The organism is Micromonospora sp. NPDC005979 (assembly GCF_040614415.1).
In the GTDB taxonomy this organism is placed as follows: Bacteria; Actinomycetota; Actinomycetes; order Mycobacteriales; family Micromonosporaceae; genus Micromonospora.
Genome location: NZ_JBEXUR010000006.1, coordinates 51,069 through 64,848, shown reverse-complemented (window position 1 = coordinate 64,848; position 13,780 = coordinate 51,069). Strand labels below are relative to the sequence as shown.

The following is a 13,780-nucleotide window of genomic DNA, read 5'->3' as shown; positions in this document are numbered from 1 at the left end:
TGAGGTGCGTCGCATCGAGCGAGCAAAACGGTCGCGTTTTGCGCTCAGCTGTCGGGCAGAGCGAGGAGCACCGGCACGGCCACCGTGTTGATCCGTGTGCCGTCGCGGGCCGACACCTCGTACACCTCGATCGTGCCGTGCTGCTGCCTGGTCGTACGCCAGTTCACCACCACCCGGTAGTCGCCCCGGCAGCCACTGCCGCAGCTCGCCGTGCCGAAGGCGGCGGCCACCTGGCGGCCGGCGTCGTCCAGCACCCGGACGCTGACCGTGGCCTCGAACACGTCCGCCGTGCCGCTGACGGTGAGCGGGGCGGTGACCCTCTCGCCGACGCTCGGCCCGGTGACCACGATCGGCGCGAGCAGTCCCGGGTAGTCGGCCCGACCGACCGGTGCGCCACCGGGGAAGCGGACCCGCCGGACGGTGGGGAACTGGGTGAGCGTCCACACCACCTGCGCCTCGCGCAGCCGCCGACGGTCCGGCGGATCGTCGGCGAGTGGGACGGGACCGAGCGTCGCCACGCCGTCGGCGATGCGGGTGACCTCGACGGTGCTCGGCAGCAGGGTGACCATCCCGGTGGCGGCCTCGGCCGGCGTCGGCCCGGCGGACAGCTCAGTCAGGGCGAGCCGGGACGTCGCGACGGTGGCCGGTCGGGTGCGCCGGGTGGGCACGAGCCGCCCGGAGCGGACGTACCACAGCTCGATCGTCACCGGGTCCGGCCGGCGGGTCCCGGTGACCGCCGGCGTCGGCGGACGCGGCGGGGTGGCGCTGGTCGGCGGCGGGGTTCCCGGCTCCGACGCCGGAGCCGGGGCGTTGGACGCCCTGCTTGCGGTGGGCGCGACCGTCGGTGGCGACACGGTGGGCGCCGCGCCCAGGACACCGGAACGGGGGGTGCCACAGCCGGCGAGGACGAGCGCGGCGACGAGCATCGCGCCGCCCGCCGCACGGCACCCGTCACGCCCCTTCGCGCCGAAGCGGCTCATCCCGCCTCCCCTCCTTCACGCTCTCGTCGGGTCGGGTCGGGTCGGGTCGGGTCGGGTCGGGCTCGGCGGGCCGAGGCCGTGGGCGGGCAGTTCCAGGCGGAACCGCGTGCCGACGCCCGGCGCGCTGTGCAGGCTCAGCACCCCGCCCAGCACCGCCGCGTGTTCCCGGGCGATCGCCAGACCGAGGCCGCTGCCCGAGGCCGAGCGCGCGGCGTCGACCTTGTGGAATCGGTCGAACACCAACGGCAGGTGCGCGTCCGGGATGCCAGGCCCCTGGTCGGCCACCTCGAACACGACGCCGGGGCCCGCCGCGCGCACGCTCGCGCAGATCTCACCGCCGCCGTGCTCGACCGCGTTGGCGACCAGGTTGGCCACCACACGCTCCAGGTGGCGAGGGTCCGTGCGCAGTGCGACGGGATCGCCGGTCACCAGCACCCGGTCCGACCAGCCGCGCGCCGCGACGATCGCGTTTAGCAGCGCCAGCGCGTCCACCGGTTCGACGCTCGGGCGGTCCCGCCCGGCGTCCAGCCGCGAGATCTCCATCAGGTCCTCGACCAGGCGGCGCAGCCGGACCACGTCCCCGACCAGCAGCCGTGCGGCCGGCCGGGCGTCGTCGGGCAGCCGGTCCAGCTGCTCACGCAACAGCGAGGCCGCCGCCACCAGGGCGGTCACCGGGGTACGCAGCTCGTGCGCGACGTCGGCGGTGAACCGTCGTTCCCGGGCCTGCGCGGCCGACAGGGCGGCGATCTTCGCCTCCAGCGCCTCGGCCATCTCGTTGAACGACGCGGCCCACGCGCTGAACTCGTCCCGCCCGCGTACCGGCAGACGGGTGGCGAGCAGCCCCTCGGTGAGCGCCCGGGCGGCGCGGCTGGCCCGGCCCACCGGTTCCAGGGCGCGGCGGGCCAGGAGGTTACCCACCGTGGCGGCGACCAGGACGACCACCACCCAGCCGGCCAGCAGCGCGGCGTACACCTGGTTCAGGTCGGCCGCGATGTCGTCCTCCACGGTGATCACGTACAGCTCAGCGGTCGAACCGGGGACACGCCCGCCCACCACCAGCAGGCGGGGGCGCTGCGCCGACGTCGACCGCTGGTACGCGAGCTGCCCGTCCGCGACCGACGCCCGCAGGCGCGCGCCCAGGGCGGGGGCGTACCCGGGATGGGAGGGACGAATGACGCCGTCGACGAGGACCACGTGCCGACCGCTGCCCTCGAAACTGGTGAGCAACTCGGCGTCGCGCTGTTCGGTCAACGGCGGGAACTGTCCGGCGAGCACGAGCTGGTAACGGGCGTCGGCGGCGGCCTGCCGCAGCGACGCGTCCCACCAGGACTGCCGCAGCAGCAGCCCGGTCCCGCCGGCGAGCAGGCCGGCGGACACCCCGGCGACCAGCACGAACGCGATCGTCAGTCGGCGCCGCAGCCGGCCGGGCGGCACCGGGCGTACGGCCATCACCGACCTCCCGTCAACCGCCGGACAGTTTGTAGCCCGCGCCGCGTACCGTGCGGATGCGCCGCGGGTGCGCCGGATCGTCCTCGACCTTCGCACGCAGCCGCTGCACCGCCACGTCGACGAGCCGTGAGTCACCCAGGAAGCGGTGGTTCCAGACCAGGTCCAGCAACAGCTCCCGGGTGAAGACCTGGCCGGGGCGTCGGGCCAGCTCCAGCAGGAGCCGGAACTCGGTCGCGGTCAACTCCACCTCCCGGCCGTCGCGGCGTACCACGAATGCGCCCGGGTCGATCTCCAGGTCGCCGACGGCGATGGTGCGCGACGGCGTCGGCGCGCTCACCCGCCGCAGCACCGAGCGGACCCGGGCCACCAGCTCCGGCAGGTCGAAGGGCTTGCGCAGGTAGTCGTCCGCGCCGCACTCCAGACCGACCACCACGTCGAGCGTGTCGGTGCGCGCGGTCAGCATGAGAATCGGCACCTGGCTCGTCCGCCGGATCTCCCGGCACACCTCCAGGCCGTCCAGTTCGGGCAGCATGACGTCGAGCACGATCAGGTCGACCGGGTGCGCTCGCCAGGTCATGAGCGCTTGTCGTCCGTCGGTGGCGGTGTCGACCCGGAAGCCGGCGCGGCGCAGACCGAGGGCGGTGACCTCCCGGATGGAGACGTCGTCCTCGACCACCAGTACGCGGCCCTCCATCAGTCGAGGGTAGACCCGTGACCACTGTGCGTAACCCTGGCGGAACGGTCGTCATCGGCGGCCGGTCGGGTCCTCATCTGAGCACCGTCCAACCGCTACGGTCAGGTGCCTCCGGGCATCCCCCTCACACGAAAGGGCACGACGTGCGACGTCATGGCTGCGTGATCCGACTCCGCCCCGAGCAGCGGGAGACCTACCTGCGGTTACACGCCGCCGTCTGGCCGAGCGTCGAGCAGACGCTGCGCGAGGCGAACTTCCGCAACTACACGATCTTCCTTCACGACGACCTGCTCTTCGGCTACTACGAGTACGTCGGCGACGACTACGAGGCCGACCTGCGGCTGATCGCCGCGGACCCGCAGACCCAGGAGTGGTGGAAGCTGACCGACCCGTGCCAGGAGTCGCTGGCCGAGCCCGGCTCGGGGGACTGGTGGGCCCCGATGCGCGAGGTCTGGCACCTGGCCGACGAGGCCCCGCAGGGCTAGCCGGTCGACGCTGGCCGGCGCCCGCCGGAACGTGGTGGGCGCCGGCCCCCGTCGGTCACCACTGGTGGGCGACGTCGAGCACGATCCGGCTGTGGGTGCCCGGACCGCTCAGCACGACGGCGCGGAACGGCAGCCGGGCCCGTACGCCGACGGCGAAGGTGGTGTAGCCCTCGAAGCTGCCGCCGAACACCACGTCCCGCAGCGTCGGGTAGCGCAGCAGGTTCGTGACGTGCGTGCCGACCGGGTACGGCACCGTGCCGAGGTGATCGGCGTCGTACGCCGGGGCCCGCAGCGAGACCCGCAGCAGCGCGCCTCCGGCCGTGTACGGCGACAGCGCGAGCCCCTCGCCCTCGGTCCAGGTCTCGCCGTAGCCGATCGTGTACCCGTCGACCGGGCCGGCGAACTCGAACACCACCCGGTCGTAGCAGTCGTGCCGGCCCGTGCGGACGTCGACAAGTGGGGCGTCGCTGAGCGCGCCGGCCGACTTCTCCCCGCTGCCCCAGGTGATCCCGCAGTACGCCTCGGTGGCGGCGCGCGCCGAGCCGGCACCCGTCGCGCTGCTGATGCTCGCCGCGCTGCTGGTGCCCGCCGCGCTGCTGCCCGCCGTGGCGAGCACTCCGGCGAGGACGACCGCTGTCGCGGTCAGTGCGCTCCTGATCCTCATCGTGGTTCTCCGTTCGGTGTCCCGGGGTCACGTCGCGGCGGCTCTGCCGGTGACCCTCTGTCGTCACCGTCGTCCCGCCCCGACACGGGCACCTCGCCGCCGCGTAACCGCTGGGTAACAGCCGACGACGCGCCGCTATCGGCGTTAGCTGCGGCGTGGCGTGGCGTGGCACCCCAGGGCGTCCCACCTTGCGATACGGTGCCTCGCATCGGCACATCGGAGGTGGATGGATGCCTGCCGTCGTCGTCCTCGCGTTGACCCTCGCCCTCGCCCTCGCGCCCACGCCCACACCCGCGCCGACGCCGACGGTGTCCGCCACACCGGGTCCGCTCGGTGAACTGGTCGGCGGTGTCGGCCGGATCGTCGGCGACCTACTGGGCGGCGGTGGGACGACCACACCGATCCCGACGCCGAGCGGCACCCGTGCCCCGACCTCCGGCCCGAGCCGACCACCCGCGACCGCGCCCAGCCGGTCGACGCCCGGCGCGAACCCCGGGCCCGCCGAGTCGTCTGCCGGTGCCCGGGCGACGGTCCCGCCCGATCGCCCCGACGGGCGCGCGGGCACCAACGGACGCGACCCGGCCGTGCCCCCGCGCGGCGGCGACACCCCGGCGCCGATCGTCGCGCCGGCCATCACCGACCCCGTCCGCGATGGCTGGCCGCCCGTGTCCTATCTCCTGGTGGCGGCGGTCCTGGTCGGGCTGGCGGTGCTGCTGCTGCGCCGCCGTGGCGCTGCCGGTCCCTCGGCCGGTCCCGCACCGACTCCCGACCCGACGCCATCTTCCGATCCCGATCCCGGGCCGGACAACGTCCGCCGCCTGCCGACCAGCCTCAACGCCATCTACGAGCTGGGTCGGCTGGACGAGCGACTCGAGCAGGAGCGCCGCCGCCGACCCTGACCGGCGGTGTCAGTGCTTCGGGTACGCGCCCTCGCGCCGGGGGATCGCGTCGTCGTACGCCCCGGACGGGCCGTGGTAGCGGGTCGCGCCGTTCGGGTACGGCCACGCGTTGGCACGGCAACCGTGCAGGCCCAACGTCTGCTGCTGCATCACCGGCGCCGGCCGGCCCGATCCCGGGCAGCGTTCGTGGCCGAACCCGAGCCGGTGCCCTACCTCGTGGTTGACCATGTACTGCCGGTAGGTGGTCAGGCTCGCACCGTAGTCCGGCACGCTCGACACCCAGCGCGCCACGTTCAGCACCACCTTGTTGCCGCTGCGGCAGGACGTGTAGCCGTCCGGTACGTCCTGGCAGAGAGTGTCGCGGGTGCCGGGGGTCGCCAGGTAGATGGTGAAGTCCGCCGGATCGTCGGCGCCCACCCGCCGCAGCCTCCAGTCCCCGCCCGCCGTCCATCCGCGCGGGTCGTTCAACGTCGCGGTGATCGCGGTGGCGATGTCACCCGCCGCGAGACCATGGATGTCGCGTTCCACGGCGACCCGGTAGCGCAGCAGGGTGCCGCTCTCCGCGCCACCGCGCGTCGTCTCGGCCGCGGCGATCGTCCAGCGGTTGCCGCCGGTCGCGGGATAGCTGACCGGACGGTTGGGCGTGCTGCGGGTGCCGAGGATTCCGACGCCGGTCGGCCGGTTCGAGGCCTGGTCACCAGGTCGCGGTCCGGTGGCGGGGTCTCCGGCGGGCTGCCCGGCCGCTGGCCCCGTGCATCCGGTGAGCAGCGCCACCGCCAGCAGTGACGCCGCCGAGGCCAGATGCCACCGGCGGGTACCCTTCGTCGACATGTCTCTCCCCTCGCGCGTCGCCTGGAGGCGGGCGCACAGGAGAAGACGGGTCGTGGCGACGAAAAGTTGAAGTGATCCGGATCTCAACCTTTCGGCGGCCGCACCCGTCTGAGGTGATGTGGCACGGGGGAGGGTTCGCGGTGGCGCGGGGTGACGCGGAGTTCGTCGAGTTCGCGCGGGCGGCGTCCGCGCGGCTGGTGCACGCCGCGTTCCTGATGACCGGCGACCACCACCAGGCCGAGGACGCCGCGCAGACCGCGCTGGTCCGCACGTACGCGTCGTGGTCGCGGATCCACGACGACGACGCCTACGGGTACGCGCGTCGCACGTTGGTCAACCACCTGGTGGACCGGTGGCGACGGCCGATGCGGGAGTACCCGACCGACGAGGTGCCCGAGCAGCGACACGGTGACGTGGCCGACGACGTGGCCACCCGGCGCTGGTTGGTCGCCATCCTCGGCGCGCTGAGCCCTCGGGAGCGGGCCATCGTCGTGCTGCGCTACTACTTCGACCTGCCGGAGGTGCAGGTGGCCCGAGAACTCGCCGTGTCCGTGGGCACCGTCAAGAGCACCAGCTCACGGGCCCTGGAGAAGCTGCGCACCGCCGCGCCGCGTACCACCGACGAGGGGGCGCGCCGATGAGCGAGCTGGATCGGCTGCGGGACGCCATGCGGGCGACCGAGCGCCCCGACGCCATGATCGACCTGGCCCGGGTGATGCGCGACGGGCGACGGTTGCGGACCCGTCGGCGGGTCACCGGAGCCGCTGCGGCGACACTCGCGGCCGGGCTGGTCGCCGTCACCGCGGTGACGGTCGACCCGAGCGGTTCGCGCGATTCCGCGCCGACGGAGCCCGCGTCCCCGGTCGCCGTGGCCTCGTCGCCGACCGGTGTCGCGGCGACGTCGGACGAGCCGACGCCACCGCCCACGAAGGCTCGTGGCGTGCCGGATCCCAAGCCCCTGGGTCAGGTGATCGACTCGGGAATGGGGCACGGCACCGACCGGCGGGTCTACTTCTTCGTCGCGGTGACGGTCCCGGCGGCACCCAGGGTGAGCATCGGGTTGGCCGCCGGTCGCCGTGCCGCGGACGGCACGGTGCGTACGGACATCCTGGTCAACGACGTCGAGGGCAGCGACCGGAGCCCCGGCTTCCACCAGATCGGGTACGACGAGAGCGAGTCGGTCTTCCCGGTGCCCACCTTCGGCTACTTCGTCGGCCCGGCGACGCGGATCATCGGCAGCGTCGACGGTCGACAGGTCGACGCCACGGTGGCGCGCTGGAGTCTCGACAAGCAGGTCGTGATCTTCTGGTTCGACCCGACCACTCTCGCTCCCGGGCAGCGCCTCGACGGCATCGTCGCCCGCGACGGCGCGGGTCGCCGGCTCTGACCACGGGCCGGCGCGGGTCGCCGGTACCTGGTGCCGGGGCGGCCGTAGCCCGGACCCGGGAGCGGGCCGCTCCGGTAGATCAGAGCAGCCGGCGTTCGATGGTCACGGTCGTCCCCTCGCCGGTGGAGACGAGCCGTACCTCGCCGTAGGCGTTCATCAGCAGGGCGCCCCGGCCACGGTCCATGGCCGGTCGACGGTCCCGCCAGGTGCCGAAATCGCGTACCGAGATCCGGACCAGCGTGTCGCCCACCTGGAGCCGGACCCGCACCTCGGGGCGGCTGGGTCGTTGCGCGTGCTCGACGGCGTTGTTCATCGCCTCGGAGGCGGCGAGCAGCAGATCCTCCGCCACGTCCCCGTCGACGTCCAGGTCGTCCAACGCCAGCCGGACGTCCCGTCGCATCGCGGCCGCCGAGGTGGGCACGGACGGGTACGTCCACTGCGCGTCCAGCCGGTCGCCGAGCCCGTCGTCGTCCGGGGTATCGGCCGTGGACTCGGCGGCCGGATCGCCGGTCACGCGATCCGCGCGGGGCGCGCTCGGACCGGGCTGGACCTCGACCGCCGTGGGTCGGGCGGAGGTGGTCGGCGTCGGGGCGTCGGCGGGGGCCGGGTCGCCAGGGGCGCTCGGCGCGGGGGCGGCGTCGCCGGGTACCTCGGTGCGCGCGCGGCGGATGGCGGTCCGGATCCGGGCGATCAGCTCGGCGGCGGCGAACGGCTTCACCAGGTAGTCGTCGGCGCCCAGGCTCAGACCCGCCACGCTGGCCTCCTCGCCGGCTCGCGCGGAGAGCACGAGCACCGGCAGCGATCGGGTCGCGGGGTCCGCGCGCAACCGGCGGACCAGGTCGAAGCCGTCCAGCACGGGCATCATCACGTCGGTGAGCACCAGGTCCGGTAGCTCCCGGTGAATCGCGTCGAGGGCCTGCCGGCCGTCGGTGACCGACCGCACCCGCCAGCCCTGCGCGGCGAGCAGCCGACTCAGGTACGCGCGCATGTCGCTGTTGTCGTCGGCGAGCAGGATCCGTGCGCCGGCCAGCTCGTCGGCGGCCGGACCGGGCGCCGCGGCGGGCTCGGCGACCTCTCCGGTCGGGTCGGTCAGCCAGCCCGTCGCCTCCTGGACGGCGGCGCGTGCCGCGTCGCCCCGCCCCTCGAGGGACGGACCGGTCGCCGCCACGCGCCGTGCCGCCGACCAGGGCAGGGCCACGGTAAAGGTGGTGCCGGCGCCCACCTGGCTGGTCACCCGCACCTCGCCGCCCTCCAGCCGGGCCAGCTCGTTGACCAGGGCCAGGCCGATTCCGGTGCCCTCGTGGCTGCGCGACCGCGCGCCCTGCACCCGGTGGAAGCGTTCGAAGAGCTTCGGCAGGTCCGCCTCGGCGATCCCGATGCCGGTGTCGGCGACGGTCAGGCGTACCTCGTCGTGGTCGGCGTCCACCGCGACGCGGATGCCACCGATGAACGTGTACTTCAGGGCGTTGGACAGCAGGTTGGTGACGATGCGTTCCCAGTTGACCGGATCGACGGTGACCGGGTGGGGCAGCGGCGGGCAGTCGACGTCCAGGGTCAGCCCGGCCCGCTCGACGGCGGCGCGGAAGACGCTGGCCAGCTCGGCGGTGAGCGCCGGCAGGTCGACCTCGTGGGCGTCGCTGCGAGCCCGGCCGGCCTCCAGGCTGGAGAAGGTGAGCAGGCTGTTGACCAGCGTCAACAGCCGGGTCGCGCTGCGCCAGGCGGTCTCGACCCGCTCGCGCTGCGGAGGCGTCAGGGGCGCGGCGGTGTCGGCGAGGGCGTCGGCCAACGGCCCGAGCATGAGGGTCAGCGGGGTACGGAACTCGTGGCTGACATTGGTGAAGAAGGTGGTCTTCACCCGGTCCAGCTCGGCCAGCGTCTCGGCCCGGCGTCGCTCCCGCTCGTACTCCTGGGCGTTGCGCACCGCCGTCGAGACCTGCTGCGTCAACAGTTGGTAGAAGGAGCGGTACGCCTCGTCCAGCGAGCGGTTGGGGCTGACGCCGACCAGCAGGACGCCGAGCGGCTGGTCCTCGGCACCCGACGGCAACGGCAGCGCCAGCGCGGCGCGGGCCGGATCGCCCCACGGGCCGGCGGGCAGTGACAGCCACTCGTCGAGGCCGGTCACGTCGGTGGGCCGCCCCGCCGCCGCGTCCGGCAGCCCCCAGGCGCGGGCCGTCGGGCCCGGGTCGGCCAGGTCGACGACGGTCGGCAGCGACCCGGTGATGGTCGCGTCGCGCGGGTCGCCGCCCGCGTGGGCGATCCGCCGCAGGGTTCCGCCGTCGCGCAGGTAGATCGCGGCGAACGGCACGTCCAGCGGGTGGCCGTCGATCGCGTCGATCAGCCGCGCGCAGGTCGCGTCCACGTCGACGGTGCGCCCGTCGCCGCGCAGGGACAGGTCGCGCAGCAGCCGCAGTCGCCGTTCGCCGACGACCTGTTCGGTGACCTCGCTGCACACCGTCAGCACGCCCACGGTGCGGCCGTCGTCGTCGCGGGCCGGGGCGTGCGAGACGCTGAAGTAGGCCTCCTCGCGGTAGCCGGCGCGCTCCAGCAGGAGCTGGAGGGCGGGTACCCAACTGGCCACCCCGGTCGCCATGGCCTGCTCGATCAGGGGTGCGAGGACGTCCCAGCCCTCGGCCAGGGTCACCCGTACGTCGTCGCCCAGCGCGCCGGGGTGCTTGTCGCCGATCAGCGCCGAGTACGCGTCGTTGTAGAGCTGCGAGAGGCGGTCGCCCCAGAGCAGCAGCATCGGGTAGCGGGAGGAGAGCACCATCCGTACGGCGGAGCGCAGGCTCTGCGGCCAGTCGGACACCGCGCCGAGCGGTGTGTCGGCCCAGTCCAGCTCCGCCATCAGCCGTCCGGTGGCCCCGCCGCCGTCGAACAGGTCGGTGCGGGGTCGTGTCACGCTCGACCCGGCCTCATCGCTAGCCCCCCGTTCCGGGCCCGACGACCCCTGCTGGTGTTACCTACCCATCCTGGCACCTCTACTCACCTGTGCCGACGCCGGTACCCACCGTCTAACGGGCGGGGGTTCGGGACGAACGTCCGATGTCACAGACATAGATATCTGTAAGTGTCTCGGTTATCTCTCCGACCCCGAGGAGCCCCCATGAGAGGTAGAACGCTGAGCGCGGGAATCGCGCTCGCCGTGTTCACCGGGATGACGGTGACGCTGGCCGCCCAGCCGGCGACCGCGTCACCTTCCGCCGCGACGACAGCGGGCCGGCCGATCGCCGCGTCCGCCGCCGTCCTGGCGGCGCCGGACATCTCCGTCACCAACGTCCAGGCGCACCTGACCCAGTTCAACTCCATCGCCAGCAGCAACGGCGGCAACCGGAGGGCCGGGTCCGCCGGCTACACCGCCTCGCTCAGCTACGTCAAGGGCAAGCTCCAGGCGGCCGGCTACACCGTCAGCGAGCAGTACTGCTCCAGCTGCACGTACCCGTCGAACAACCTCATCGCCGAGTGGCCCGGCGGCCCGGCCGACCAGGTGGTCATGTTCGGCGCCCACCTGGACAGCGTCTCGGCCGGTCCGGGCATCAACGACAACGGGTCCGGCTCGGCCACCCTGCTGGAGAACGCCCTGGTCCTCGCCGCGCAGAACCCGACCGTAACGAAGAAGGTCCGGTTCGCCTGGTGGACCGACGAGGAGCAGGGCCTCAACGGCTCCCGCTTCTACGTCAACTCGCTCAACTCCACCCAGCGCGGCTACATCAAGGGCTACTACAACTTCGACATGGTCGGCTCCACCAACGGCGGCTACTTCATCAACCGGGTCAGCTCCACCACGGCGGCGCCGCTGAAGGCGTACTGGGACTCGCTGGGGCTGCAACCGGAGGAGAACGTCGAGGGCCAGGGCCGGTCCGACGACTACTACTTCCAGCAGGCCGGCATCCCGACCTCCGGGTACGCCGCGGGCGCGAGCGCCCGTAAGACCAGCAGTCAGGCGGCCAAGTGGGGCGGCACCGCCAACGCGGCGTACGACGCCTGCTACCACCGGTCCTGTGACACCACCGCCAACGTCAGCGCCACCGTGCTGAACCGGGCCGCGGACGGTGTCGCGTACGCGCTGTGGCAGCTCGCCGTGGGCACCGGCACCCCGACCAACGACTTCTCGGTCGCGGTCAGCCCCACCGCGCTCAGCGTGGCCCGGGGCGCCAGCACCAGCGCCACGGTCAGCACCGCGACCACCTCCGGCTCGGCGCAGACGGTCAGCCTCAGCGCGTCCGGCGCGCCCAGCGGGGTGAGCGTCTCGTTCAGCCCGTCGTCGGTGACCTCCGGCGGCTCGGCCACGATGACGCTGACCGCGTCGTCCAGCGCCGCCACCGGCACCGTCACGGTCACGGTCACCGGCACCGGCTCGGTCACCCGGACCGCCAGCCTCACCCTCACGGTGACCGGTTCCGGGGGCTGTGCCGGTGGGCAGGTGATCGGCAACGGTGGCTTCGAGAGCGGCAGTACGCCGTGGACCGCCTCCTCCGGCGTGATCACCAGTTCCAGCGGCCAGGCGGCCCGGACCGGGTCGTACAAGGCGTGGCTCGACGGGTACGGCAGCACCCACACCGACACCCTGTCCCAGTCGGTGACCGTGCCGGCCGGATGCGCCAGCTACACGCTGTCGTTCTGGCTGCACATCGACACCGCCGAGACGACCAGCTCCACGGCGTACGACAAGCTCACCGTGCAGGTGGGCTCGACCACCCTGGCGACGTACTCGAACCTGAACGCCGCCTCGGGCTACACCCAGCGCACGTTCAACGTGGCCGGGTTCGCCGGGCAGACGGTGACCCTGAAGTTCACCGGCACCGAGGACTCGTCGTTGCAGACCAGCTTCGTGATCGACGACGTGACGCTGCAGGCCAGCTGAGGGCGTCGGGTGGGGGCGTGCTGTCGGGCGCCCCCACCCGACATCTGGTCACGCCCGTCTATCTCTGGTAGAAATCCTTCAAGGCCGGCCCCTGATTCGCAGAATTCCGCCCCTCACGCGAACGGGAGTGCCATGTCACCCACTCGATCCACCCTGCGCCGCCGCGTGCTCACGCTGCTCGTGGCCACCCTGGCGGCGGTCTGCGCCACGTTCGGCCTGGCCGCTCCGGCCTTCGCCATCAGCCATTCCAGCGCCACCTCGCAGCTGCGCGCCGCCGGCATCTCCTGGACCTCCAGCGGCAACTGCAGCGACCGCAACGTGTCCACCTGCACCTCGTTCGACGGGGTCCGGCAGGCCACCATCGACGGCATCATCACCTTCAAGCGGGCCAGCGGCTGCGCGGTCACCATCACCGCGGGAACCGAGGTCGGGCACGCCGGGGGCACGTACAGCCACTGGAACGGCTACAAGCTCGACATCGCGCTGAGCACGTGCATCCAGAACTACATCTCCGCGAACTACGCCTATGTCGGCTACATCTCCGGCTTCGGTTACCAGTACCGCGCGCCGTCGGGCAACCTCTACACCAAGGAGGGGAGCCACTGGGACATCCTCTTCTACACCTGCGGTGGCTGCTGACCGCGAGTGTGACGGCGTACGCGGCGGGAGCTGACCGCGTACCCGATCAAGGGCCGCCGCCGGTGCATCCCGGCGGCGGCCCGTCGCGTTCCCGGTGGGGCAGCGGTCAGGGGAGCTGCGGGTAGAGGGCGGCGACGCCGCCCGCGAGCCCGGCCTGCACCTGCCGGCTGATGTCGTCGGTGACGATCTCGTACGCGTCGGCCTCGATGCCGTCGACGCCGATCCGGGCGATCTCCGCCGGGTCGGACTTGGGGCCGGTGACCGTCGCGGCCATGTCGGTGTCCATGTAGCCGACGTGCAGGCCGGCGACCCGGACGCCCCGCTCGGCGAGCTGGAGGCGCAGCGCGTTGGTCATCGCCCACTCGGCCGACTTCGCCGCGCCGTACGACCCGTGCAGGGGGAAATTCACCCAGGACAGCACGGACAGGACGTTGAGGATGGTTCCGCCGCCGTTGCCGGCGATGACCGGCGCGAAGGACCGGATCATCGACAGGTTGCCGACGTAGTGCGTCTCCAGCTCGAGCCGGATCAGGTCGAGGTCACCCTCGAGCAGGTCCGCCCGGCTGTCGATGCCGGCGTTGTTGACCAGCAGGTTCACGTCGCCGGCCAGCTTCGCGGCGGCGGCCACCGAGGCCGGGTCGGTGATGTCCAGCCGGACCGGCGTCACGCCGGGCAGGTCGACGCTGTCCGGGTTGCGCGCGCCGGCGTAGACCGTGGCTCCGCGGGCGACGAGCTCGGCGGCCAGGTGCCGGCCGAAGCCCCGGTTGGCGCCGGTGACGAGGGCGGTGCTTCCAGCGATCTTCATGGAGTGCTCCAGGGTTCGTGGCGGCTTCTCGACCGGAACGTTATCCGGCTGACTTCTGTTAAGCAAAGTCAGGTAGGTCACGCGAC

13 protein-coding genes are annotated in these 13,780 nt (G+C 72.9%); 6 read left to right on the top strand and 7 right to left on the bottom strand.

Annotated elements, in window-relative coordinates:
• Positions 1-44: 44 nt before the first annotated feature.
• Genes ABZ272_RS12240 through ABZ272_RS12230 form a run of 3 tightly spaced genes read right to left on the bottom strand, consistent with a single transcriptional unit; the run spans position 45 to position 3,123 of the window.
• Positions 45-980 (bottom strand): Gmad2 immunoglobulin-like domain-containing protein, encoded by a 936-nt coding sequence (locus ABZ272_RS12240; RefSeq protein WP_355049981.1) that lies wholly within the window; start codon positions 978-980, stop codon positions 45-47.
• A gap of 15 nt (positions 981-995) precedes the next feature.
• Positions 996-2,429 (bottom strand): HAMP domain-containing sensor histidine kinase, encoded by a 1,434-nt coding sequence (locus ABZ272_RS12235; protein WP_355049980.1) that lies wholly within the window; start codon positions 2,427-2,429, stop codon positions 996-998.
• 13 nt (positions 2,430-2,442) lie between these two features.
• Positions 2,443-3,123 carry a response regulator transcription factor gene (locus tag ABZ272_RS12230; protein WP_355049979.1) on the bottom strand — a complete coding sequence of 227 codons (681 nt, stop codon included), beginning with the start codon at positions 3,121-3,123 and terminating at the stop codon, positions 2,443-2,445.
• Positions 3,124-3,284: 161 nt separating this feature from the next.
• On the opposite strand from ABZ272_RS12230, the gene ABZ272_RS12225 reads away from it, so the two are divergent.
• Positions 3,285-3,608, top strand: coding sequence for an L-rhamnose mutarotase (locus ABZ272_RS12225; RefSeq protein ID WP_355049978.1), 324 nt, complete (start codon positions 3,285-3,287; stop codon positions 3,606-3,608).
• Between the two features lie 55 nt (positions 3,609-3,663).
• Here ABZ272_RS12225 and ABZ272_RS12220 read toward each other — a convergent pair whose 3' ends face one another.
• Positions 3,664-4,272 (bottom strand): hypothetical protein, encoded by a 609-nt coding sequence (locus ABZ272_RS12220; RefSeq protein ID WP_355049977.1) that lies wholly within the window; start codon positions 4,270-4,272, stop codon positions 3,664-3,666.
• Between the two features lie 230 nt (positions 4,273-4,502).
• Here ABZ272_RS12220 and ABZ272_RS12215 point away from each other — a divergent pair, with 230 nt between their 5' ends.
• Complete coding sequence (locus tag ABZ272_RS12215; protein ID WP_355049976.1) at positions 4,503-5,171, top strand: hypothetical protein; 669 nt, start codon at positions 4,503-4,505, stop codon at positions 5,169-5,171.
• A gap of 9 nt (positions 5,172-5,180) precedes the next feature.
• On the opposite strand, the gene ABZ272_RS12210 is transcribed toward ABZ272_RS12215, so the two are convergent.
• Complete coding sequence (locus ABZ272_RS12210) at positions 5,181-6,002, bottom strand: DUF3152 domain-containing protein (protein WP_355049975.1); 822 nt, start codon at positions 6,000-6,002, stop codon at positions 5,181-5,183.
• Between the two features lie 140 nt (positions 6,003-6,142).
• On the opposite strand from ABZ272_RS12210, the gene ABZ272_RS12205 reads away from it, so the two are divergent.
• On the top strand, positions 6,143-6,643 hold the full coding sequence (locus ABZ272_RS12205; RefSeq protein ID WP_355049974.1) for a SigE family RNA polymerase sigma factor: 501 nt from the start codon (positions 6,143-6,145) through the stop codon (positions 6,641-6,643).
• Positions 6,640-7,389 carry a hypothetical protein gene (locus ABZ272_RS12200; RefSeq protein ID WP_355049973.1) on the top strand — a complete coding sequence of 250 codons (750 nt, stop codon included), beginning with the start codon at positions 6,640-6,642 and terminating at the stop codon, positions 7,387-7,389. Before ABZ272_RS12205 ends, ABZ272_RS12200 begins: the two co-directional genes overlap by 4 nt.
• A gap of 79 nt (positions 7,390-7,468) precedes the next feature.
• Here ABZ272_RS12200 and ABZ272_RS12195 read toward each other — a convergent pair whose 3' ends face one another.
• On the bottom strand, positions 7,469-10,288 hold the full coding sequence (locus ABZ272_RS12195) for an ATP-binding protein (protein WP_355049972.1): 2,820 nt from the start codon (positions 10,286-10,288) through the stop codon (positions 7,469-7,471).
• 204 nt (positions 10,289-10,492) lie between these two features.
• On the opposite strand from ABZ272_RS12195, the gene ABZ272_RS12190 reads away from it, so the two are divergent.
• Together ABZ272_RS12190 and ABZ272_RS12185 are read left to right on the top strand one after the other, a co-directional pair.
• Complete coding sequence (locus ABZ272_RS12190) at positions 10,493-12,250, top strand: M28 family peptidase (protein ID WP_355049971.1); 1,758 nt, start codon at positions 10,493-10,495, stop codon at positions 12,248-12,250.
• A 132-nt stretch (positions 12,251-12,382) separates the two neighbouring features.
• Entirely contained in the window at positions 12,383-12,889 is a 507-nt protein-coding gene (locus ABZ272_RS12185) for a hypothetical protein (protein WP_355049970.1), read from the top strand.
• A 106-nt stretch (positions 12,890-12,995) separates the two neighbouring features.
• Here the strand turns inward: ABZ272_RS12185 and ABZ272_RS12180 are convergent, their stop codons facing one another.
• Positions 12,996-13,694, bottom strand: coding sequence for an SDR family oxidoreductase (locus ABZ272_RS12180; RefSeq protein ID WP_355049969.1), 699 nt, complete (start codon positions 13,692-13,694; stop codon positions 12,996-12,998).
• Between the last annotated feature and the right edge of the window lie 86 nt (positions 13,695-13,780).